Genomic DNA, 22473 nt, shown 5'->3' on the forward strand with positions numbered 1-22473 from the left:
GCGAGAGGATAATAGTATGAAACCGATAAAGTTTTCGCTTCGCTATCCCGCCGTTACCCTCATCTTGACGGCAATGGTCGTCATGATCGGCATTCATGCCTTCCTGAAGATGCAACGGACGGAAGATCCGACAGTCACCATCAGAACCGGGCTGGTGGCCGCGCTCTATCCGGGCGCGACTTCCGAGCAGGTAGAAAAGCAGGTCACGAAAACCCTTGAGAAGCACATCTTCAAGTTTCCCGAGGTGCGGAAGGAAAAGACCTATTCCACGAGCCGTCCCGGCGTGGTCATCATTAATGTGGAACTGGAGGACAACGTCAAGAACTCCGACCAGTTCTGGGCGAAGCTGCGCCACGAGTTGAATGTGGTGAAGAGCACCGAACTCCCTGACGGCGTCAAGGGGCCGGTGGTCGACTCCGATTTCGGCGATACCGTCGCCATGCTGATCGCCATCCGCGGCAAACAGTACGGGTATCGTGAACTGAGGGACTTTGCGGACAAGATTCATGATGAGATGCGTACCGTCCGCGAAGTCGGCAAACTCGTAACCTACGGAAACCAGAACGAGGAAGTATGGATCACCAGCAGCCTTGAACGGATGGCGCAGTATTTCGCCGACCCGAGCCAGATAGAGAATGCCCTGAGACAGCGGAACGCCATCCAGAGCGGCGGGAATTTCGACGCTGACCGCTCGAAGGTCCCCGTGAGGACCACGGGGATTTTCAATACCGAAAACGAGATCCGGAACGTGCTCGTGGACGTCTCAAAGGATGGCCACCCGGCCTACATCAGGGACTTCGCCACGGTGGAGCGCAGGTATCAGGACCCCACCTTCATGGTGCGCTACGACGGCGACCCCTGCCTGCTCCTCTCCGTCGAGATGCAGAAGGGGAAGAATATCGTCGAACTGGGCGAACAGTTGGACAAGGTATTCCAGCGCCTCAAGGTGCTCCTCCCCCCTGACGTGCAACTGGACCTGGTCGCCAACCAGCCGGGGGTGGTCAAGGAGCGGATTGCCACGCTTTCCCACGAATTCCTGCTGGCCATCATTTCCGTGGTTATCGTCACCATCGTTCTCCTGCCGCTGCGGGTCGCTCTCATCGCCGCCCTGGCCATACCGGTGACCCTGTGCGGCACCCTCGGCGTCATGAACGCGGTGGGGATAGCGCTGCACCAGGTCTCCATCGCAGCGCTCATCATGGTTCTGGGGATCGTGGTGGACGACGCCATTGTCATCGCCGACAACTACGTGGAACTCCTGGACCACAAAGTGCCGAAGGCCGAGGCGGCCTGGCGGTGTGCCAGCGACGTCTTTGTCCCGGTCCTCACGGCGACCATTACCATCATTGCCTCGTTCCTGCCGCTCCTGATCATCACCGGCTCGTCCGGCGAATTCATCATGGCGCTTCCCATCGCCGTGGCGATCGCTCTGGCGGTTTCATTTATCGTGGCGGTCATGCTGACCCCTCTCCTCTGCAGAACGTTTATCAAGAAGGGGCTGCACGACCACGATGCCGTAGAGACCCACGGCAAGGAGAAGAAGAGCCTGCTGGACCGGCTCCAGGATGCCTACGGGATCTGGATCAACATCTTCATGAACAGGAAGTGGCTTGCCTTCACCCTCGGGGGGTGTGCCTTCGCCTTCGGGATCATGCTCTTTGCCTTCGTGCCGCAACAGTTTTTCCCTTCGGCCGAGCGCGACCAGTTCGTGATCGATGTCTGGATGCCCCAGGGAACGCGGATCGAGGCAACCGATGCAGTCATGGGACGCATCGAAAAAGCCCTGGGAGCCAGCAAAGGTGTCACCCACTACGCCACCTTCGTCGGGCAGAGCTCCCCGAGATTCTACTACAACGTCAACCCGCAGCAGCCCGACGGCGCCTATGGCCAGTTCATCGTCAACACCGCCTCGGTGAAGGATACTACACGACTGGTGAAGGAACTGCGCCCGGCGCTGGCAAAAGTGGCGCCGGAGGCGATGGTGATCGTGAAGGAGGTCCAGCAGGGAGCCCAGACGGAGGCGCCCATCGAGGTGCGCATCTCCGGCGACGACATCGGCGAATTGAAGCGGCTGGGGGAACAGGTGCAGGGAATTCTGGAGAACGTACCGTTTGCCGACTATGTGTTCCGCGACTACTTCAACGATTCGTACCGGGTGGACGTGAAAGTAAACGACGAGCTGGCCAACCGTCTCGGCATAACGGAGGCGTCGGTATCGCAGACACTTTCCGGCGCATTCGACGGCGCCGCAGTGAGCACCTTCTGGGAAGGGGACCGTCCGGTCAGCATCAAGCTGCGGCTGGACCAGGCCTCCCGCTCGAATTTCGCGGATATCGGCAATACCTATCTCAACTCGGAACTGACCCGTGCCAGGGTGCCGCTCCGCGCCGTTGCCCAGCTCGCACCGGAGTGGCAGACCAGCAGGATTGTTCGGAGAAATGGTGTTCGCACCCTGACCATCCGTGCCTTTGCAAAGCCAGGGCACTACGCCTCGAAAATACTGGAGGAGGCAATGCCGAAGATCAAAGCGCTGGATCTGCCGGCGGGTTACCGGATCGACTACGGTGGCGAGAAATTCAACCAGGACGAGACCTTCCCGCAGATGCTCGTTGCCCTTGCCATCAGCCTGGTGGCGATCTTCCTGGTCCTGCTGGTGCAGTTCAGGAACATATCCGACCCGCTCGTGGTGATGGCCTCCATCCCGCTCACCCTGTTCGGGGCGATCTTCGGGCTCATCATCACCCACAACCCCTTCGGCTTCACCGCTTTCATGGGTCTCATCAGCCTGTGCGGCATCGTGGTGAGAAACGGCATCATCCTGGTGGATTACAGCAACGAACGGGTCGCCGAGGGAGAAACCCTGGAGCAGGCGGCGCGGGACGCGGGGACCAGACGTCTGCGCCCAATTTTCCTCACCACCATGGCAGCTGCGGTGGGGGTGACACCGATGATCATCTCCGGGTCGAGCCTCTGGAGCCCGCTGGCCAGCGTCATCGCCTTCGGCCTCATCTTCTCCATGTTCTTTACGCTCCTGGTCGTTCCCGTCATCTACGTGGCGGTCAAGTCCCGTTCCGCCAAGGAGGGGTCAAGCAAGCCGGCTGCTGCCGTCACCGTTGCGATCATGGCATGTCTTCTTCTTGCGACGGGAAAGGATGCCTCGGCAGAGCCGGTGAAGCACTCCCTGACACTGTCGCAGGCGGTCGAACTGGCTCTGCAGCAGAACTCGGTGCTAAAGATCGGCCGATCAAAGGTGATGGAGAGCGATCAGAAGATCGTGTCAACACGGGCGCAATATTTTCCGCTCCTTTCCAACAACACCAAGCTCATGGCCTTCTCGGACAGACAAGAGATCACCATTGGCGCCGGCAGTCTGGGGAATGTCTCAGGGAGCCCCTTCCCGGACAAGGATGTTAAGTTAAAGCAGGGCGACTCCACCATCCTCTACAGCGAAACCACCCTGGCCCAGCCGACGACGCAGCTTCTCAAGATTCATGAGGCCAATCAGATTGCCCGGGCCGATCGCGGCATTGCAGAAGCAGAGCTTACCAGATCGGCAAACGAGACGGTTCTTGCAGTGCACCAGCTCTACTATGCCTTGCTGGTTGCGTACAAGGAGAGGGATGCTGCCCAGGCTTCGCTGACTGCGGCACAAGAGAACCTGCGCGAGGCCGGGGAGGCGGTAAAGGCGGGGAATCTGCTCGATGTTGCTCTCATCTCGGCCAGGGCAAATCTGCTCCAGTCCAGGCAGGCGCTTATCGCAGCCGAGAACCGCTTCTCGGACGTGACCTCGGAGCTCAATGACCTTTTGGGGCTGCCGAGCGACGCCATCCTGGAAGTGACCGAGGCAGGCTTGCCGGAGTTGACGGAACTGGCAAAAGACCAGTCCTATGAAGAGGCCAGAGCGAAAAACGGTGAACTGCTCGCCGCTCGCAATACGGTGGAAAAGTCGCAGCACGCGGTGAAGGCGGCCAAGTACGAGTACATTCCCGACGTGACTCTCTTTGCCAAGCACGGCTACCAGGACGGAGCGCCGTTTCTGAAGGACAACATCGGCATCTTCGGCGCAGAGCTGACTTGGAACATCTTCGATTGGGGAAAACGGAAAGGGGAAATCGGCCAGAGGATCGCCCAACAGTCGCAGGCGGCAGAGAACCTCGCCCGGATAGACAAGCGGATCGGAATTGAAATCGACAAGGTGTACCGGAAGCTGGAGCGCTCGAAACAGATGGTGGATGTCGCCCGTGAGGCGCTTTCCCTGTCCCGTGAGAATGCGCGGCTCAGTGAAAACTGCATCAAGGCGGGGACTGTCACGACAGCAAAGCATGCCGAAGCGGTTGCTGCACTGAAAAAGGCGGAAATGGAGGAGCTGCAGGCTTCGCTCCAATATCGGCTCGCCCAGTCCGAGCTCGACCGGATCAGAGGCGTGCTCGCGTCAAACCGGTAGGGACTCAGCAGAGCGGTGAGGCGCTTTGCGGGTTTCACCGCAAGAGCCGAGAGAAAGGGATCAGCTATGAAAATAGCGGGAGCCATGCTCATTGTCTTCCTTTTGCTTATGCCAGCTTTTGCCTGGGCCGACGACGCCGTTTACCGTTATCCGGTTGACGACTCCTACGCTGCGACGATTCTGGGCACTCCGCAGAACCTCAGACCGGATACTCGTGGTGAGGTTTCGGTCAAGACCATGGTCCTGGAAGCGGACCGGAAAAAACCGGAGATCTTCTTTTACGACCGGGGGCTGCGCTACACAGTGGCGTTCCAGGACCGGAAGGCTCCCCTGGTTTTCCTCATCGCCGGGACCGGCGGCAGCAGCAAGTCGGCGAAAATAGTCGCTCTCATAACAAACTTGTACCACGCGGGGTTCCACGTAATTGCTCTCCCATCCCCGACCTTTCCTAATTTCATCATCAATGCCTCTACCACCCATGTCCCGGGGAATCTGATCGAGGACGCAAATGATCTCTATCGGGTCATGGAGCAGATCTGGGACCAATCCAAGGGGCGCATCGAGGTCACCGATTTTTCCCTTGCCGGATACAGCCTCGGCGGGACCGAGGCCGCCTTCATCGCCCGGCTGGACGAGGAGCGAAAAATCTTCGATTTCCGCAGAGTGCTGATGCTCAACCCGGCAGTGAGCCTCTACGACTCCGTGTCGAGGATAGAGGGGTTGCTGGACCGTATCCCCGGAGGCCCCAGAAGGATCGGAGCGTTCTACAACCGCGTCATGGCGAAAAGTACCGACTTCTATCGCAGGGGGGATTTCGTTGCAATCGACGATGACTTTCTTTTTGCGGCGTACCAGGCCCAGATCCTGAACCGGGATGAAGCAGGGGGGATGATCGCAGTCTCTTTCCGTATCAGCTCCGCCGGGATGATCTTCGCTTCCGACGTTATGACCCATGGCGGCTACGTGGTGCCGAAGAACAGGGAGTTGAAAAACAGTGATTCCCTTGACGACTATTTCTGGACCTGTTTGCACATCTCCTTCCTGGACTACTTCAACGAGTATTTCGTTCCCTATTTCCAAAGCAGGCACCCCGGCCTCACCAAGGAGGAACTCCTCGAAGCGTTAAGCATCAGAAGCATCGCAAGCTACCTCGCCTCCTCAGCGAAGATAGGCGTGATCACCAACGAAGATGATTTCATCCTGGCTCCGGGGGAGCTCGACTACCTGCGCCGGGTTTTCGGCCCCCGTCTCAAGGTCTATCCCCGGGGCGGGCACCTCGGCAACCTCGATTTCCGCGATAACATGGCCTTTCTGATCGATCGGCTGCGCTCATCAACGTGGTAGGCCAGGCGGGAGGTACGGTATGTACAGCAACGCGATCAAGGTGATCATCATCACTGTTCAGGTTCTGATACTTTCCGGCTGTGCCGGGAGGGTCGCTCTCCTCCCGGGCGAGGTGCCGCCCATGCACACGGTGAGCGAATTCAGCGACGACGAGAACGTTTCACGCACGCGCGATCCGTGGGAAGGCCTCAACCGGAGCATGTACAAGTTCAACTATGAAGTGGACCGGTTCGTATTGCTTCCGGTTGTGACCGGATACGAAAAAGCAGTCCCAGGGTTTGCCCGGACCGGTGTCAGCAACTTTTTCGGCAACCTCCGTGAGATCAGGACCTTTTACAACTGTATCCTGCAAGCAAAAGGAAAGAAGTCGCTGGTGACCCTCGGGCGTTTTGTGACGAACTCGACCATCGGGATCGGGGGGCTCTTCGACCCGGCAACCGCCTTCGGGATGAGGAGGGAGCACGAAGACTTCGATCGGACCCTGAAAAACTAGGGGGTCGGCACCGGACCATACCTGGTTCTGCCCATTCTCGGTCCCAATACGGTAAGGAGCGCGGGAGGATTTGCGGTCGACGGCGGGGTCCGCTGGGCAATCGCCAACGCTATCGATCCCTTCGGCGGGACAGGGGCTCCCACTGAGATCGAAACAGGTATAACCGGCCTGGAAACGGTGGATCTGCGTTACCGTGAAAGTTTCCGCTATTACGAAAGCGACTATCCCTTCGAATACTACATGGTCCGATACCTCTTCAGCCAGGAGCGCGAGTTGAAAATCCTCAGGTGACGAGTGCGTCTGCAGGTACGGGTGGATATGAAATCGCGGAAAAAGGAGTGATCTGCATGAAAGGTGAAAAAGGAGAGGGAAAGGGGCCACATCCAGCATACGCCGACCCGATATATCGCATCAGCAAACTTGCTTCTTCAGCTCGTAAACCTCTTTCCGTGTCCCCTGACACTAAACTGGAAGAAGCCGTTACTCATATGCTCACCAATGACTTTTCTCAGTTGCCGGTTATGACGAGTGGAAGAGACGTTAAAGGAATTATTACGTGGGCATCTATCGGTAGTCGTTTGGCTATGGGTAAGAATTGTTCCGTAGCCCGTGAGTTGATGGAACAACACCAGGAGATTCGTTCTGATGCATCGTTTTTTTCAGCAATCGGCATAATCGCGGAACACCAGTATGTGCTGGTTCGTGGCCATGATCAGAAGATTACAGGCATCGTCACCGCAAGTGACCTGAGCCTGCAGTTTCAACAACTGGCAGAGCCATTCCTGTTGCTTGGAGAAATAGAAAACCACGTGCGACGAGTTATCAGCCAACGGTTTACTCCTTCAGAATTAGAGTCTGCAAAAGATCCGACAGATGCAAAACGCGTAGTCACCTCCGTTGCAGATCTTACGTACGGAGAGTACATAAGGTTGCTTGAAAACAAGGATCGATGGGACAAGCTGAACATTACCGTTGATCGTAAAACCTGTATGGAGAAGTTTGAGAGCGTCAGGAAAATCAGAAATGATGTCATGCATTTTGACCCTGACGGAATACCCGAAAAGGACATGATGACACTGCGTGAGTTTGCCCGCTTCCTTCAGAGGCTACAGATTATCGATGTAATAAATGTCTAGTCGGGCACGAGAAAAGGAAGCAGGAGAAAGGAGTACTATCGATGAAAGGTGAAAAAGAAGAGGAAAAGGTGAATGAAAACGGGAAAGAAAACGGCGCAAAGGCCCGTGAAAAGCTGAAAACCAAGGAGTATGAGAAGGAGCTGGCCAAGCTGCACGTGGAGCTGGTCAAGCTCCAGGAATGGGTCAAGCTCAAGGGGCTGAAGGTCTGCATCGTCCTAGAGGGGCGCGACGGCGCCGGCAAGGGGGGAGTGATCAAGGCTATCACCGAGCGGGTGAGTCCGCGCGTGTTCCGCGTCGTAGCTCTCCCGGCCCCGACGGAGAGGGAGGAAACGCAGATGTACCCCCAGCGGTACATGCCCCATCTCCCGGCAGCCGGTGAAGTGGTCATCTTCGACAGGAGCTGGTACAACCGCGCCGGGGTGGAGCGGGTGATGGGTTTCTGCACCGAGAAGGAGGCAAAACGTTTTATGCAGGTTACGCCCCTTTTCGAGCAATTGGCGGTGGAATCCGGCATCCTTTTACTCAAGTACTGGCTGGAGGTGAGCCCGGAAGAGCAGACCCGCCGGCTCGAAGGCCGCATCAATGACGGCCGGAAGATCTGGAAGCTCTCCCCCATGGACCTCCAGTCTTACAGCAAGTGGAACGATTACTCGAAGGCACGCGACGAGATGTTCGCGTCAACTGACACACCGTGGGCACCTTGGTTCGTGGCGAAATCCGATGATAAGAAGAAAGTGCGGCTGAATATCATTACCCACCTGCTCGGCAGGATACCGTACAAGGCGGCGCCTCGCAAGAAGGTGGTACTCCCGAAGCGGCAGAAGGAAGGGGCGTACAAGTCCCCCGATTATCCGTTCAAGTATATCCCCGAGGTCTATTGATCCGCGAGCGGGCCGAATAAGCCCCGCCAGGAAAAGGAATTGTACCCGATGGAAAAGCCTGACAAGCGTGAAGAGATCGTCCGTGCAGCCCTCGAACTCATCGCCGTACACGGGTTTCACGGCGCCCCCCTGGCAATGATTGCCGATCGGGCAGGTGTAGGCAGCGGGACGATCTACCTCTATTTCGAGAACAAGGACGTGCTGATCGCCGAGATCTACAAGGATATCGAAGATAGGATATTCTCCCTCATCATGGAGGGGTACGCGCCGGAGAAGCCTGTCAGGGAGCGGTTTCTACACCTCGGCACGGCGTTGTTGCGGTACTTCATTGAGAACCCTCTCGACTTTCGCTATCTGGAGCAGTTTCACAATTCTCCCTACGGCGTGGGGGTGCGCAAAGACAACATGCTGGGGCAAAAGCGAAGCTGCAATGTGTATCGCGAGCTTTTAGAGGTGGGGGTGGATGGGCAGGTGATGAAGAATCTTCCGCTCGCTATCCTCTTCGCCTTGGCCTTCGGCCCCCTCTTGACTGTGGCGCGGGATCATATCCTCAGCTTCATCTCGCTGGACGATTCCTTAATCGCCCGGACCGTGGAAGCCTGCTGGGACGGGATCAGAAGATAAGGGGCAGCGTGGGGTTGAAAACAACAAGGAGCAAATTTATGACACGAGCTATGAAATGTGGTGGCAACAATCACGACACCATGGGGACCGGTCAGAGTTCTGCCGAGATCCAACAGACCATTCTTAATCACCTCCACTACACTCAGGCAAAACCGCTACACTTTGCTACACGTATCGACTTACGTTGCCAAGCTGCCAATAGCAAATCCCTATCACTATTCGAGGAGCCACACTATGAACACGCAACTTGCTGAAACGAACCCAATTGATCTCTCGCTTGAACTGCGTTCCGCGAACGGATCGTCAACGGAATATTATCAGGCCGATGAGGAACGCGTCCGCGAAACGCTCAGTTTGCTGGCGGCACCGCGGCTGTTCGCCCAGCGTCACTTGCTGCTGGCCTCGCAACACTGCGCCAGCATGATTCCTTGCAAGGGGATTGACATGATTCTCGTCCGCACATTCGCGCGGACGCCTCTGAAGTTCCCGCTGGATCTTCCCATGGGCCTCTTTGACATCGTTGAACAGCCAGAAGCTTGGCCGTACAACAAATCGGGCGCAATTAAAGATCAAAACGGGCAGCGGCGCAACGCCCTGGTGGAGATACATACCCTCGGCGGTTGGACTGTCACACTGAAGGCGATGGCGATGATTCGCGGAAATGTTCAGGACGAGCGTCAATTTTTTTCGAATTTGCCTGATGTGCCGACCATTCCCTTCCGCCTGGAGCAAGGCGGCTTCGGCCTCATCAATACCGCCAACATCATTCGTGCGAGCGCATGGCCCAAACCCGAAGCGCTCCCCGGAACCGCGATGCCACTCGCATTGCGCCGGTGGACTCCGTCTCGAATCAATAGTCCGGAGAATCTAATGCGCAATGGGGACGGTTTTTGAATGGCTGCAACCAAGGGAAAAGGTAAAGAAATGTGATCCTGAAACAGAATTGTTTTTGTTCATGAGATACGCAAGGTCACGCAGGCAGTTGAGGAAGAATGACCATGGAAAAGGTTAAGGAAATTTTGCAAACCCGCCTTGAATGGTTTAGCAACGCCACCGGTGTTTCTGTCGGACTTTACAACCTTTTGTTCAGCTCGCTGGCATGTATTGCATTGCTCTGGTCCTTGCGATGGCTGATATTGAAGTTGGTATGGTGGCAAACGGAGAATTTGCAGGTTCGTTACCAGTGGCGGAGAATCTCCAGTTATGCCGCGTTCGTGCTGACCGCAGTGCTGGTGGGCCGGGTAGTGTTCGAGGGATTTCACGGCGTGGCCACTTTTCTCGGGCTTCTGACGGCGGGCCTTGCTATTGCCCTGAGAGACCCACTGGTGAACCTGGTGGGATGGATGTTGATTATCTGGCGGAGGCCCTTTGCCGTGGGGGATCGTATTCAGATCGGCATTCACGCTGGGGACGTTATGGACTTGACGATTTCCCGGTTTACCCTCGCGGAGATCGGCAACTGGGTCCATGCGGACCAGATCACCGGGCGAATCGTGCACATCCCCACCGGCAAAGTGTTCGTCGAACCCCTTGCAATCTATAGCAAGGGGATGCACGACTTCATCTGGAACGAGGTTGCCGTCCTCGTTACCTTCGAAAGCAACTGGAAGAGAGCCAAGAATATCTTGAATGAGATAGCAGTCAACCATGCCGGACATCTGGCCGAGCCCGCGGAAAGCAAACTGAAGGAGTATGCGAGGGATTTTCTGATAGTCCCGGTCGATCTGACACCGATGGTCTTCACCACCGTCGAGGCAAGCGGGATACTCCTGACTGTGCGTCATGTTTGTCGATCCCGCCATAGGCGCGAGAGCACCCAGGAGATATGGGAAGACGTGCTGGACAGATTTGCCGAATGTGATGATATAGATTTCGCCTACCCAACGTCACGGTCTTACAGCAATGTCACAGAGGGTAAGCGCGGAACCGGGACAAAGCTGCCGACATTCGCGCATGACCACAAAAACGACAGCATCAAGGAGTAAAGCAATGGCACGAGCAACAAAACGCAGCTGCAACAGTCACGACACCGCGCGGACCGGGCAGAGTTCTGCCGAGATGCAACAAGCCATTCTCAATCACCTCCACTACACTCAAGCAAAACCGTTACCCTTTGCTACACGTAACGACTGGTATATGGCAGTGGCTCACACTGTTCGCGACCAGATAGTTAAAAACTGGCTCACGTCGTTCTATGACCTGATCTCTTTGTCTAAAGAAAAGCTTAAAGTTGTCAGCTACATGTCCTCGGAGTTCCTTCTCGGTCCGCATTTGGGGAACAACCTGGTAAACATGGATCTTGAAGCTCCCGTCCGCGCGGCGCTGGAAACGTTGGGACAGAATCCGGAGGATATCCTCAAGCAAGAGGTCGAGCCGGGACTGGGAAATGGCGGACTTGGTCGCCTGGCCGCCTGCTATCTGGAATCCCTGGCGACGCTTCGTGTCCCTGCCGTGGGTTATGGAATCCGCTACGAATTCGGCATATTTGACCAGGAGATCCGCAATGGCTGGCAAGTCGAAAAGGCCGACAATTGGCTTAAGTTCGGTAATCCATGGGAAGTACGTCGGCCGGATCTCGCCTTCGAAGTCAAATTCGGCGGCCATACGGAGTTTGACCGTGATTCTGCCGGACGGCTGTCGGTTCGCTGGATCCCGGACAAGGTCATCATGGGTGTGGCCTACGATACTCCCGTTGCCGGTTATCGCTCCGGAGGAGTCTCGGTGCTCCGACTCTGGAAATCGGAGGCGGTAGCGTCGTTCGATTTTCAGGCATTCAATGCCGGAGACTATAACAGGGCCGTCGACGAAAAGGTCCTTTCCGAGACAATCACCAAGGTACTTTATCCTAACGATGAGCCGGAAGTCGGAAAACTACTTCGCCTTTGCCAGCAATATTTCTTTGTTTCATGCTCGCTGCAGGACATGATCTTTTTCCACCTCTCGTATGGTAGAGACATCAAGGATCTCTCCGAAACCTTTGCCATCCAGATCAATGATACCCATCCTGCCATCGGAATCGCCGAGCTGATGCGGCTGCTGGTGGACGAGCATACGCTGGAATGGGACGAAGCATGGGGGATAACCACTACGTGCTTTGCCTATACCAACCATACGCTCCTGTCGGAAGCGCTGGAAAAGTGGCCCCTGCCTCTGTTCTCTTCAGTCCTTCCCCGCATTATCGAAATCATCTACGAGATAAACCGGCGCTTTCTTGACGAGGTGCAGATCCGTTTCCCGGATGACCACGGCAGAATTGCCCGTCTGTCGTTGATCGACGAGACCGGTGACAAGTACGTCCGCATGGCCAACCTGGCCTGTGTCGGTTCCCATGCCATCAACGGCGTTGCCGCCCTGCACACCGAGCTTCTGAAAAAGACCGTGCTGTATGACTTTCACGAACTGTTCCCGGAGAAATTTCACAACGTGACCAACGGCGTCACCCCCCGCCGATGGGTCGCGCTCAGCAATCCGGGGCTGACGGAGCTGATCTCTTCCAAGCTGGGCGACGGGTGGCTGAGCAATCTGGAGACGGAACTGAGCGGGCTCCAATCTCTTGCCACGAGCCCTGCCTTCCAGCGGAAATGGCTGGAGGTCAAGCAGGCCAACAAGGAGGCCCTGGCAAGAATCATCCGGGAGCGAACCGGTATCGACGTGGATCCCGCGAGCCTGTTCGACGTTCAGGTGAAGCGGATTCACGAATACAAGCGCCAACACCTGAACGTGCTCCACATCATAACCCTCTACAATCGGATCAAGCATGACCCGCGGGCCAAAATCACTCCCCGGACATTCATCTTCGGCGGGAAGGCAGCGCCCGGTTACTACATGGCGAAACTGATCATCAAGCTTATCAACTCCGTGGCCGAGGTGGTCAATAACGACACCGATGTGGCCGGACGCCTGAAGGTGGTCTTCTTTCCTGATTTCAACGTGACCAACGGTCAGTTGATCTACCCGGCGGCCGATCTCTCCGAGCAGATATCCGTGGCCGGGAAAGAGGCCTCAGGCACCGGCAACATGAAGCTCTCCCTCAACGGCGCCCTTACCATCGGCACGCTCGACGGCGCCAACATCGAGATACGTGAGGAAGTCGGCGAGGAGAACTTCTTCCTCTTCGGACTCAATGCCGCTGAGGCAGCTGACATCAAGTCCTGCGGCTATCAACCTCGAAGCTGGTACGAAGAGAATCCGCATCTCCGGGAAGCCATAGATCAAATCGCCGAAGGAGTCTATTCCAACGGCGATCGGGACCTGTTTCGTCCCCTCGTGGACAATCTGCTTAACCACGATGCGTACCTGGTGCTGGCTGACTACCAGTCCTATATCGAGTGCCAGGATCGGGTGAGTGCGGCATATCAAAACAGAAAGAAGTGGGCCGAGATGTCGATTTTGAATGTCGCCCGAATGGGCAAGTTTTCTTCCGACCGGGCAATCCGGGAGTATTGTGAGAAAATCTGGAAGGCGCAACCTGTGTAACTACTTAAAGAAGGTCAAAATGGCGGCACCGCTGACCCGGGATGAGTCACTTGAAGATGAAGTCCCACATTCCAAAACCTTGTAAAAGGAGGAGTCCCACCATGCCGGTTGCGAACTATCATATCTACTGTGAGATGCTTGACCGGGCCTGATCAGTCCGCCTTTCCCTACTCGATTTGTCTCTTCTTCCCCCTTCACACCACTGTCCGCTAATGCTATGCTCTCACTGCACCGCCGTGCCACCTGCAACGACATCAATCTTCCCCCGGAGACCCCCATGGCGAACGAAGACCTGGATAAACTCAAGATCGACAAGGGTGCCACTGCCCGTTCCGGCGTCCGGCGCAGGCCACGCTACTGGATTGCGGCGACCGTGGCGGTGGTCGTGCTCATGGTCCTCTTTGCGAGCGGTGTCCTTTCGCCGGCGGTTACGGTGGAAACGGGAACCATTACCCAGGTTTACCCTTCCCAGGCCTACACGCTCCTGAACGCCAGCGGCTATGTGGTGGCCCAGCGCAAGGCCGCGGTTGCCGCCAAGGTGACCGGCCGGTTGGAGTGGCTGGGGGTGGAGGAGGGGAGTCGCGTGAAGCGGGGAGAAGTCCTGGCCCGCCTGGAAAACCTGGATACCGCAGCAGCACGTGACCAGGCCGCCGCCACCCTGAAAACCTCCCGGGCGAGGCTCGAGGAGGCCAAGGCCGAACTCACCGATGCAACCCTTGCCTTCGAGCGGCAGAAACTGCTCCTGAAGGAGGGGATCGTCGCCAAGGCCGAGTATGATGCCGCCGAGGCTCGTTACCGTCGGGCGCGTGCAGCGGTGGCCGGGGCCGATTCCTCCATTGACGCCTCGGAGGCGGCCCTCAGGGGTGCCGCGGTGAACCTGGAGTACTCCTTTATCCGCGCCCCCTTCGATGCCGTGGTTCTCACCAAGAACGCCGATATCGGCGACATCGTCACCCCCATCGGCGCCGCCGCCAACGCCAAGGCTGCCGTGGTCTCCATCGCCGACCTCGGTTCCCTCCAGGTGGAGGCCGATGTTTCCGAATCGAACCTGGAGAAGGTCACGGTGGGGCAGCCCTGCGAGATCCAGCTGGACGCTCTCCCTGAAGCGCGCTTCCGGGGCAGGGTCCACATGGTGGTACCCACGGCCGACCGCTCCAAGGCGACGGTGCTCGTGAAGGTCCGCTTCGAGAAGCTCGATCCGCGGATACTGCCGGAGATGAGCGCCAAGGTGGCCTTTCTGCAGCGTCCCGTGGCGCCGGGCGAGGAGAAGCCGAAAACGGCGGTGAACCCTGCGGCGGTGGTGGAGCGGGGGGGGCGCAAGGTGGTCTTTCTCGTGAAGGGGAGCCGGGTGGCGGAAGCGCCCGTCACCGTTGGGGCCAGGATCGGCGAGATGCTGGAGATAACCGCCGGTGTCAAGCCGGGCGACAAGATCGCCCTCAAGCCCCTCGACAAGCTCAAGGACGGGGCGAAGATCAAGACGGCGGAGAAGTAGATGGCAGAAACCACCCCCCCCATCGTCGCCGTGCGAAACCTCTCCAAGTCGTACCGGAGGGGAGCCCAGACCGTGCCGGTGCTCCAGGACATCTCCTTTGACATCGCGCAGGGAGAGTTTCTGGCCCTCATGGGGCCGTCGGGGTCGGGGAAGAGCACGCTCCTGAACCTCATCGCCGGCATCGACAAGGCCGACGGCGGCACCATCACCATCGGCGGGGTGGAGATCTCCACCCTCCCCGAGGCGGAGCTGGCCGCCTGGCGGGCCGCCAGCGTGGGTTTCATCTTCCAGTTCTACAACCTGATCCCGGTGCTCACCGCCTTCGAGAATGTGGAGCTCCCCCTGCTCCTGACGGGGCTTACGCGCCGGCAGCGACGGGAGCACGTGGAGACGGTGCTGGGGCTCGTGGGGCTCTCTGACCGGATGGACCACTACCCCTCCCAGCTTTCGGGGGGGCAGCAGCAGCGGGTCGCCATCGCCCGGGCCATGGTAACCGACCCTGACATTCTCGTGGCCGACGAGCCCACCGGCGACCTGGACAAGGTATCGGCCGGGGAGATCCTCGCCCTCATGGAGCGGCTCGTTCAGGGTTTCGGCAAGACCATCATCATGGTCACCCACGACCCCCGGGCCGCCGAGCAGGCCCACCGTCTCCTCCACCTGGAGAAGGGGGAGCTGTCCGACGGAGCGGGGTAGAGCGTGTTCATCCTCAAGCTCCTCATACGCAACGCCTTCCGCCACAAGCTCCGGACCATCCTCACCATCGTGGGGGTGGCCATCGCCATCGTGGCCTTCGGCCTCCTGCGGACCCTCGTTGACCTCTGGTACGCGGGGGTGGAGGCGTCCTCCTCTTCCCGCCTCATTACCCGCAATTCCATCTCCCTCGTCTTTCCCCTCCCCATCTCCTACAAGGACCGCATCCGCCAGGTTCCGGGGGTGAAGGACGTCTCCTGGGGAAACTGGTTCGGCGGCATCTACAAGGAGGAAAAGAACTTTTTCCCCAACTTTGCCGTTGAGCCCCAGAGCTATCTGGCCATGTACCCCGAGTACCTCATCGACCCTGATCAGGTGAAGGCCTTTGTCCTTGACCGCAAGGGGTGCATCGTGGGGAGAAAGACCGCCGAGCGCTTCGGCTGGAAGGTGGGAGACCAGGTGTCGCTGCGGGGGACCATCTTCTCCGGCCAGTGGGAGTTCGTGATCCGGGGAATCTACCGGGGGGCCGAGAAGAACACCGACGAAACGCAACTCCTCTTCCACTGGGACTACCTGAACGAATCCGTCAAGAAGACCGTCGGCCGCCGGGCCGATCAGGTGGGGTACTACATCATCTCCCTCACCAAGCCCGAGCTGGCGGCGGAGGTCTCCCTGGCGGTGGATGCCATCTTCAGGAACTCCCTGGCCGAGACCCTGACCGAGACCGAGAAGGCCTTCCAGATGAGCTTTGTCTCCATGACTGAGGCGATCCTGATCGCGATCCAGATCGTCTCCTACGTGGTGATCGTCATCATCATGGTGGTGGCAGCCAACACCATGGCCATGACCGCCCGGGAGCGGATCGCCGAGTATGCCACCATGAAGACCCTCGGCTTCGGAGCGTTCCACATCGCGGGGGTGGTCTTCGGCGAGTCCATCGTCATAGCCCTCGTCGGCGGGGTGGCAGGGGTGGCCTGCACTTTTCCGGCGGCCCACTGGATCGAGACGGAGCTCTCCCAGTTCTTCCCGGTCTTCTCCATCACACCCGAAACCATCATGATGGACCTGGCCGCCGCCCTCGTGGTGGGGGTCGTGGCGGGGATTTTCCCCACCTGGCGGGGGGCGACGATACGAATTGCCGATGGGTTGAGAAGGATCGGATAGATGGGCATTCCGTATTCCTACAGCTTCCGCAATCTCTGGACCCGGCGCCTGACCACGGTTCTCACCGCATCGGGTATGGCCCTGGTGGTCTTCGTCTTCGCGGCGACGCTGATGCTGGCCGAGGGGCTGCGGAAGACCCTGGTGGACACCGGCTCCTACGACAACGTAGTGGTTATCAGGAAATCGGCTCAGACCGAGGTGCAAAGCGGCATCGACCGCTCCCAGGCCGCCGTGGTGGAGACCCAGCCGGAGGTGGCGATTGCAGGGGGAGAGCGCCTCGCGGCCAAGGAGATCGTGGTCCTCATCAGTCTCCCCAAGCGGGGGAGCGGCAAGCCCTCCAACGTCATCATCCGGGGGGTAGGGGCGAACTCCCTCCTCATGCGCCCCCAGGTGCGGGTCGTGGAGGGGCGGATGCCGCGCCCCGGCTCCGCCGAGATAATGGCCGGGGCCAGCATCGCCAAGCGGTTCCAGGGGGGCGGCATCGGCGAGACGCTTCGCTTCGGCATGCGGGACTGGACCGTGGTGGGGATATTCGATGCTGGGAGCACCGGCTTTTCCTCGGAGATATGGGGCGACGCGGACCAGCTCATGCAGGCCTTCCGCCGGCCGGTCTACTCCTCCATGATCTTCAAGCTGCGGGACCCTTCGGAGTTCGCGAGGGTGAAGGAGCGGCTCGAATCCGATCCGCGCCTCACCCTGGAGGCGAAGCGGGAAATTACCTTCTACGCCGACCAGTCGGAGGCCATGGCCAAGTTCCTCCGGATTCTCGGGGTGACCCTCACTATCATCTTCTCCCTCGGGGCGGTCATTGGGGCCATGATCACCATGTACGCCGCCGTGGCCAACCGGGTGACCGAGATCGGTACCCTGCGGGCCCTGGGCTTCCAGCGGGGGAGCATCCTCGCCGCCTTCATCCTGGAGTCCCTCTTCCTGGGGCTTTTGGGCGGAGTAGTGGGGCTCTTCTTCGCCTCGTTCATGCAGCTCGTCACCATCTCCACCATGAACTGGCAGACCTTCTCGGAGCTGGCGTTCACCTTCTCCCTCACTCTCGGCATCATCGGGAAGTCGCTTCTCTTCTCCCTCGTCATGGGGTTTGTGGGGGGGCTTCTGCCGGCGTTCAGGGCGGCGCGGATGAACATCGTGGATGCCTTGCGGGCGACGTAAGGCGTGATTGCTGGGTTCTTCCCGTCTCGGGGAGGGGGCAGGGGAGGGAACAGTGAGGAAATGTCAGAGCCCCAGTGTGCTCTGGGCCTCTGCCAGGTAGGTCCGCACGGCACCGGCGCTGACCAGGGAAAGCACCCGTTCCGCCATCTCCCGCGCGGTGCGGGCATCCACGGAGCGGATGGCCTGCTTCACCACGGGTATTGAGGGGGCCGACAGGCTCAGTTCGCGGATTCCCATCCCCATGAGGAGTACGGCCATGACCGGGTCGGCGGCCATCTCGCCGCAGACGGATACCGGCTTGCCGGCCGCCACGGCCACATCCACCACCCGCTTGATGGAGTGGAGGACCGCCGGTTGGCAGGAGTCGTAGTATCGGCGCACCTTCGGGTTATTCCGGTCGGCCGCCATGGTGTACTGGATCAGGTCGTTGGTGCCGATGCTGAAGTAATCCACCTCGTTGACGAGGATGTGGGCGGTCTGCACCGCCGCCGGCAACTCCACCATGATCCCGAAGCTGATGTCGGGGTCGAAGGGTTGCCCCTCCCGTTGGAGCTCCTCCCGAACCTCGCCGAGGATCTTTTTGATCTGCCAGATCTCGGCGATACTCGACACCATGGGGAACATGATCCGGGCCTTGCCGTGGGGCGAGGCCAGGAGGATTCCCGCCAGCTGTACCCGGAAGATGTCTTCCCGCTCCAGCGACACCCGGATGGAGCGCCATCCCATGAAGGGGTTGTCCTCTTTGGCCATGGGGAAATAGGGGAGCGTCTTGTCACCTCCGATGTCGAGGGTGCGGATGGTTACCGGATGGGGGGCGAATCCTTCGAGCACCTTCCGGTAGAGCCCGAAGAGCTCGCTCCGGGTCGGGAACGCGGTGCGGGTCATGTAGGGGAACTCGGTCCGGTAGAGCCCCACCCCCTCGGCACCGTTGGCAAGGGCCACCCGGATGTCGCTCACCAGGCCGATATTGGCCTTGAGCGCCACTTCCACCCCGTCGCGGGTCACCGCCGGCAGATCCCGCAGTTCCTCAAGCTCCCGCCGTTTTACTCCGAAGTCGATTTCAAGCCGCTCGTATTCACCCTTTATTTTGACGCTCGGGTTGATGTAGATGCGACCCGAATTGCCGTCGACGATTACCTCGTCACGCAGCCCCAGTTTCTGGAGGATTCCCTCCACTCCGACGACTGCCGGTATGCCGAGGGATTTGGCCATGATGGCGGCGTGGGAGTTCAGGTCCCCCTTTTCGGTGACGATCCCCAGGAGCTTTTCGTGATCGAGGGTCGCCATGTCCGAGGGGAGGATCTCGTGGGCCACGAGGATCCGCTTCTCCCGCAGCTTGAGCCGCGCATGGCCCGAACCGTCGAGGCAGGCGATGATCCTCCGCCGGATGTCCTCCATGTCGGCCGAGCGTTCCCTGAGATAGGGGTCTTCCATCCGGGAAAAGGCGTTCACATAGTGGGCGACGACCTCGTTCACGGCACGGACTGCGCCGTAGTCCTCCTCAATCAGATCGAAAATCTTGGCGATGAACCCACGGTCTTCGAGGATCATCAGGTGGGTGTGGAAAATGGCGGCATCCTCCTTGGAAAGGAGCTCGGCCACACGCTTTTCCATGCAGATGGTCTCTATCTTTGCCTTTTCGAGGGCAGTGTTGAACCGGTTTCGCTCTTCGGGGCGGGGCCTCACCATTGCCACCCCGATCCCGTCGTGCTCGGTCTGGCGGTCGATGATGGCGGCCCTGCCGCGGGAAAAGCCTCCGGAAACCGGTATTCCCATAAGCAGGAACGAACGTTTCTCCCGTTTGGACTGGTCCGGGGAGGGTTCCCCACCCGCCGGTGCCCCGATGGCCTTGAACTTTTCCAGTTCCTTTTCGAGCCGCTCCCGCTCCGCTTCCTTCAGACGGATGGAATCCAGAAGCTTGGCATTGATGACGATGCTCGAGATCTGGTAGGCGATGGTGGTGAGGGTGCTCACCTCCTCCTGCCGGAAGGTGCGCGATTCCCTGGTCTGGATGACGATGACCCCCATGGGGGTCTCTCTTACCATGAGGGGGATGCCGAGGAAAGAATTGAACCGTTCCTCGCGGGTTTCGGGGAAATACTTGTAGCGGGGATGCAGCGGCGCGTTGTCGGCGGTGACCATGCCGTTTGTCTCGATGACGAGGCCAGCGAGACCCTCCGAGATCTTCATGGTGATTTTGCCGACGGAGCTTTTCGACAGACCCTTGGTGGCCGCGAGGCGCAGGGTTGTACCGTCATCCTCCAGCAGGTAGATGGAGCAGACATCGGTGCCGATCCGTTTCGCAATCAGATGGACGATGTTGTCGAGGGTATCGTTGAGGTCGTGGGATTTGAGGATGAGGGTGCTGATATCCTCCAGTGTTCGCAGACCGGTCGTCTCCAGCTGTTCTTCGGCCATTTACAGTGCCCCTCGCGATAAAGTGAATTAATTATAAGCCATGAACCGTTCAATGGAAAGGCCGGAGTGAAGGGAATTCGCCCCTTCGGCAACCGTAGCGGTGGCATACCATGGATTCCTCTGGTATAGTGTCGAAAAAAAAGGTAACAGGGGAGGGACCATGGCGGATACGTTCGACGAGCTTCTGGCAAAGGGAATCAGCCTCGCGGAGGCGGGTGATTATACGGGTGCCGCCGCGCAGTTCAGGCAGTGCGTGGAGAGCGCCCCCGACAACGCCGAGGGGTACTTCTATCTGGGAGAGGCCCTGGCAGAGGAGGGGAAACTCCAGGATGCGCTGAAGGAATACGAAAAGGGGCTCAGGCTCGTTCCCGATGATATCGATGCCCTCACCGCCGTGGGTGACATCCAGTTCGAGCTGGGACAGTACAAGGAGGCCCTGGCAGGCTATCAGCGGGTGGTGGAGCTCTCCCCCGACAACTCCGATGCCCATGTGAACATCGGCCTCGTATACACGAGTCTGGAGCGGACCCAGGAAGCGATCAAGGCGTTCGAGAAGGCCCTTGAGATCGATCCGTCCAATGTCTTTGCCTACAACGGCCTTGGCGACGCCTGGTACGGCCTCGACGAGCACGAGAAAGCCGTCGCTGCCTTCAAAAAGGGGGTCGAGCTGGACCCGGACGACGCCGCGGCCCACTTCAACCTGGGCGAACTCTACTACGACCTGGGCGAGCACGAGGAGGCCGAGCGGGAGTGCCTGGAGGCCGTGCGGCTCGATCCCACCTTCAGCATGTCGTACCTGACCCTCGGGAGCCTCTACATGGACAACGAGCGGGTTAAGGACGCCATCAGGTACCTGGAGCTCTATCTCAAATACGAGAAGTCTCCCCAGGCCAAGGAAACCGTAGCCGAGGTGCAGGCGGTGCTTGAGGGTCTCAGGGCGGAAGTGGGCTCGACGAATCACTAAAGTGCGGTATTATTGTCATGAAGAGATAATTACCCGGAAGGAGGGATGATCCATGTCCGAAGAAAAGAACAACACAGTGGTGGTCGGCGCGTTGATGCTTATCGCCGGCGGTATTCTCGGCGCGGGCGCGGCACTGCTCTTCGCACCCCAGTCGGGGAAGAAGACCCGCCGCGATGTGAAGAAGTACGTGAATCGTGCGCGCAGCGAGGCCGAGGAGATGGTTGAGGACTTCAGCGACAAGGTTACCGACGTGGTGGAGAACCTGAACGACAAGACCCAGGATATCCTCGCGCGGGGCAAGGAGATCTCCCAGGACGTGAAAAAGGACCTTCTCAAGGCATTCGAGGAAGGGAAGGGACGTCTGGAGAAGGAGAAGTCGCGGCTGGCGAAGATGCTCGGCTAGGGCAACGCGGCAAGACTGAATGGGAAAGGCGGGGCAATCACCCCGCCTTTCGTTATTTTGCCGAGAGTGTTATGTCACCATACCAGGCGATTGCTTCTTCGCCGGTGTTGTCGGTGTCGGTCATGAGCGCGACTGCTTCCGCCCGGGGGGGCTCTTCACCGAAGAGTGTGTGGTAATCATCGTAGACGTTCCGCTCTTCATTGATCCACTTTCCCGCGTTGGCGACGCCGCTTTCCACCGCTATCATCCTGACGTTCTTCGGAGCGTATACGTTGGGAACGGTGGCCCCCTTCGGGAGCCGGTTGGCCCAGATGTAGCTGATGGCCCGGGTCTGCCAGAAAAAGGTGCGGGGAAAGACCACGTATACCCGGGCCGGGTAGTCGTCACCCTCCTTTGTCCGCTCATCCCCCTTTTTCACTATCCCGTTCACCTTCCACGACCAGCGGAGCAGTGGCTGCTGCCGTGGGTCAAAGCCCACTTTGTTGACCAGTCCCGACGCTGAACCGTGGCTCTCTGCCCTCAGCACGGTCCGTTCCCCATCCCGCACCAGCGTGTAGGCAGTCTTCTTTTTTCCCTTGAAGGTCTGTTCCTCCCACCCCGACAGGTCGCCGGTGCTGAACCGGCCGACCGCCGTCGCGGCGGCCAACGCGCCACCGGCTGCAACGAGGGTGATAATCAAGGGAATTGCTTTCATGGTATCTCCCGGATTTTTTCTGTAGTGTAGCAATTCAGCCGGATTCGGCAAAGGCTGATGAGCGGATTATCTGGTAAACTGTT

At 58.8% G+C, this 22473-nt stretch carries 16 protein-coding genes and 1 pseudogene; 15 read left to right on the forward strand and 2 right to left on the reverse strand.

The features are described 5' to 3' along the window. Window positions 1-16 precede the first annotated feature (16 nt). The 13 genes and pseudogenes from RCH91_RS19545 to RCH91_RS19605 all read left to right on the forward strand — a co-directional run bounded on the left by RCH91_RS19545 (window position 17) and on the right by RCH91_RS19605 (window position 17911). Window positions 17-4444, forward strand: a complete 4428-nt coding sequence (locus RCH91_RS19545) for an efflux RND transporter permease subunit (protein WP_306536821.1) — start codon at window positions 17-19, stop codon at window positions 4442-4444. 66 nt (window positions 4445-4510) lie between these two features. Then, window positions 4511-5788 carry an alpha/beta fold hydrolase gene (locus tag RCH91_RS19550; RefSeq protein ID WP_306536823.1) on the forward strand — a complete coding sequence of 426 codons (1278 nt, stop codon included), beginning with the start codon at window positions 4511-4513 and terminating at the stop codon, window positions 5786-5788. A gap of 121 nt (window positions 5789-5909) precedes the next feature. Next, a pseudogene (locus RCH91_RS19555) lies at window positions 5910-6572 on the forward strand (VacJ family lipoprotein). A gap of 56 nt (window positions 6573-6628) precedes the next feature. Then, the gene (locus tag RCH91_RS19560; RefSeq protein ID WP_306536826.1) at window positions 6629-7417 is read left to right on the forward strand and encodes a CBS domain-containing protein; all 789 of its coding nucleotides are present in this window, start codon (window positions 6629-6631) and stop codon (window positions 7415-7417) included. Between the two features lie 41 nt (window positions 7418-7458). Continuing rightward, entirely contained in the window at window positions 7459-8298 is an 840-nt protein-coding gene (gene ppk2 / locus RCH91_RS19565; RefSeq protein WP_306536828.1) for a polyphosphate kinase 2, read from the forward strand. 48 nt (window positions 8299-8346) lie between these two features. Further along, complete coding sequence (locus RCH91_RS19570) at window positions 8347-8922, forward strand: TetR/AcrR family transcriptional regulator (RefSeq protein WP_306536830.1); 576 nt, start codon at window positions 8347-8349, stop codon at window positions 8920-8922. A gap of 234 nt (window positions 8923-9156) precedes the next feature. Beyond that, window positions 9157-9816, forward strand: a complete 660-nt coding sequence (locus tag RCH91_RS19575; RefSeq protein ID WP_306536832.1) for a hypothetical protein — start codon at window positions 9157-9159, stop codon at window positions 9814-9816. A 104-nt stretch (window positions 9817-9920) separates the two neighbouring features. Further along, on the forward strand, window positions 9921-10907 hold the full coding sequence (locus tag RCH91_RS19580; RefSeq protein ID WP_306536833.1) for a mechanosensitive ion channel family protein: 987 nt from the start codon (window positions 9921-9923) through the stop codon (window positions 10905-10907). Between the two features lie 4 nt (window positions 10908-10911). Then, window positions 10912-13398 (forward strand): glycogen/starch/alpha-glucan phosphorylase, encoded by a 2487-nt coding sequence (locus RCH91_RS19585; protein ID WP_306536834.1) that lies wholly within the window; start codon window positions 10912-10914, stop codon window positions 13396-13398. Between the two features lie 277 nt (window positions 13399-13675). Further along, window positions 13676-14890: an efflux RND transporter periplasmic adaptor subunit gene (locus RCH91_RS19590; RefSeq protein WP_306536835.1), complete on the forward strand. Its 1215-nt coding sequence runs from the start codon at window positions 13676-13678 to the stop codon at window positions 14888-14890. Beyond that, entirely contained in the window at window positions 14891-15586 is a 696-nt protein-coding gene (locus RCH91_RS19595; RefSeq protein WP_306536837.1) for an ABC transporter ATP-binding protein, read from the forward strand. Window positions 15587-15589: 3 nt separating this feature from the next. Further along, the gene (locus RCH91_RS19600; RefSeq protein WP_306536838.1) at window positions 15590-16747 is read left to right on the forward strand and encodes an ABC transporter permease; all 1158 of its coding nucleotides are present in this window, start codon (window positions 15590-15592) and stop codon (window positions 16745-16747) included. Next, on the forward strand, window positions 16748-17911 hold the full coding sequence (locus RCH91_RS19605) for an ABC transporter permease (RefSeq protein ID WP_306536839.1): 1164 nt from the start codon (window positions 16748-16750) through the stop codon (window positions 17909-17911). It begins immediately after the preceding gene. A gap of 63 nt (window positions 17912-17974) precedes the next feature. Here the strand turns inward: RCH91_RS19605 and ptsP are convergent, their stop codons facing one another. Next, window positions 17975-20329 (reverse strand): phosphoenolpyruvate--protein phosphotransferase, encoded by a 2355-nt coding sequence (gene ptsP, locus RCH91_RS19610; RefSeq protein ID WP_306536840.1) that lies wholly within the window; start codon window positions 20327-20329, stop codon window positions 17975-17977. 160 nt (window positions 20330-20489) lie between these two features. On the opposite strand from ptsP, the gene RCH91_RS19615 reads away from it, so the two are divergent. After that, on the forward strand, window positions 20490-21293 hold the full coding sequence (locus RCH91_RS19615) for a lipopolysaccharide assembly protein LapB (protein ID WP_306536842.1): 804 nt from the start codon (window positions 20490-20492) through the stop codon (window positions 21291-21293). A gap of 52 nt (window positions 21294-21345) precedes the next feature. Continuing rightward, window positions 21346-21696 (forward strand): YtxH domain-containing protein, encoded by a 351-nt coding sequence (locus tag RCH91_RS19620; protein WP_306536844.1) that lies wholly within the window; start codon window positions 21346-21348, stop codon window positions 21694-21696. A 52-nt stretch (window positions 21697-21748) separates the two neighbouring features. On the opposite strand, the gene RCH91_RS19625 is transcribed toward RCH91_RS19620, so the two are convergent. Then, the gene (locus RCH91_RS19625) at window positions 21749-22390 is read right to left on the reverse strand and encodes a DUF3047 domain-containing protein (RefSeq protein WP_306536846.1); all 642 of its coding nucleotides are present in this window, start codon (window positions 22388-22390) and stop codon (window positions 21749-21751) included. Window positions 22391-22473 lie beyond the last annotated feature (83 nt).

Source organism: Geobacter sp. (genome assembly GCF_030834625.1).
Classification (GTDB): Bacteria; Desulfobacterota; Desulfuromonadia; order Geobacterales; family Geobacteraceae; genus Geobacter.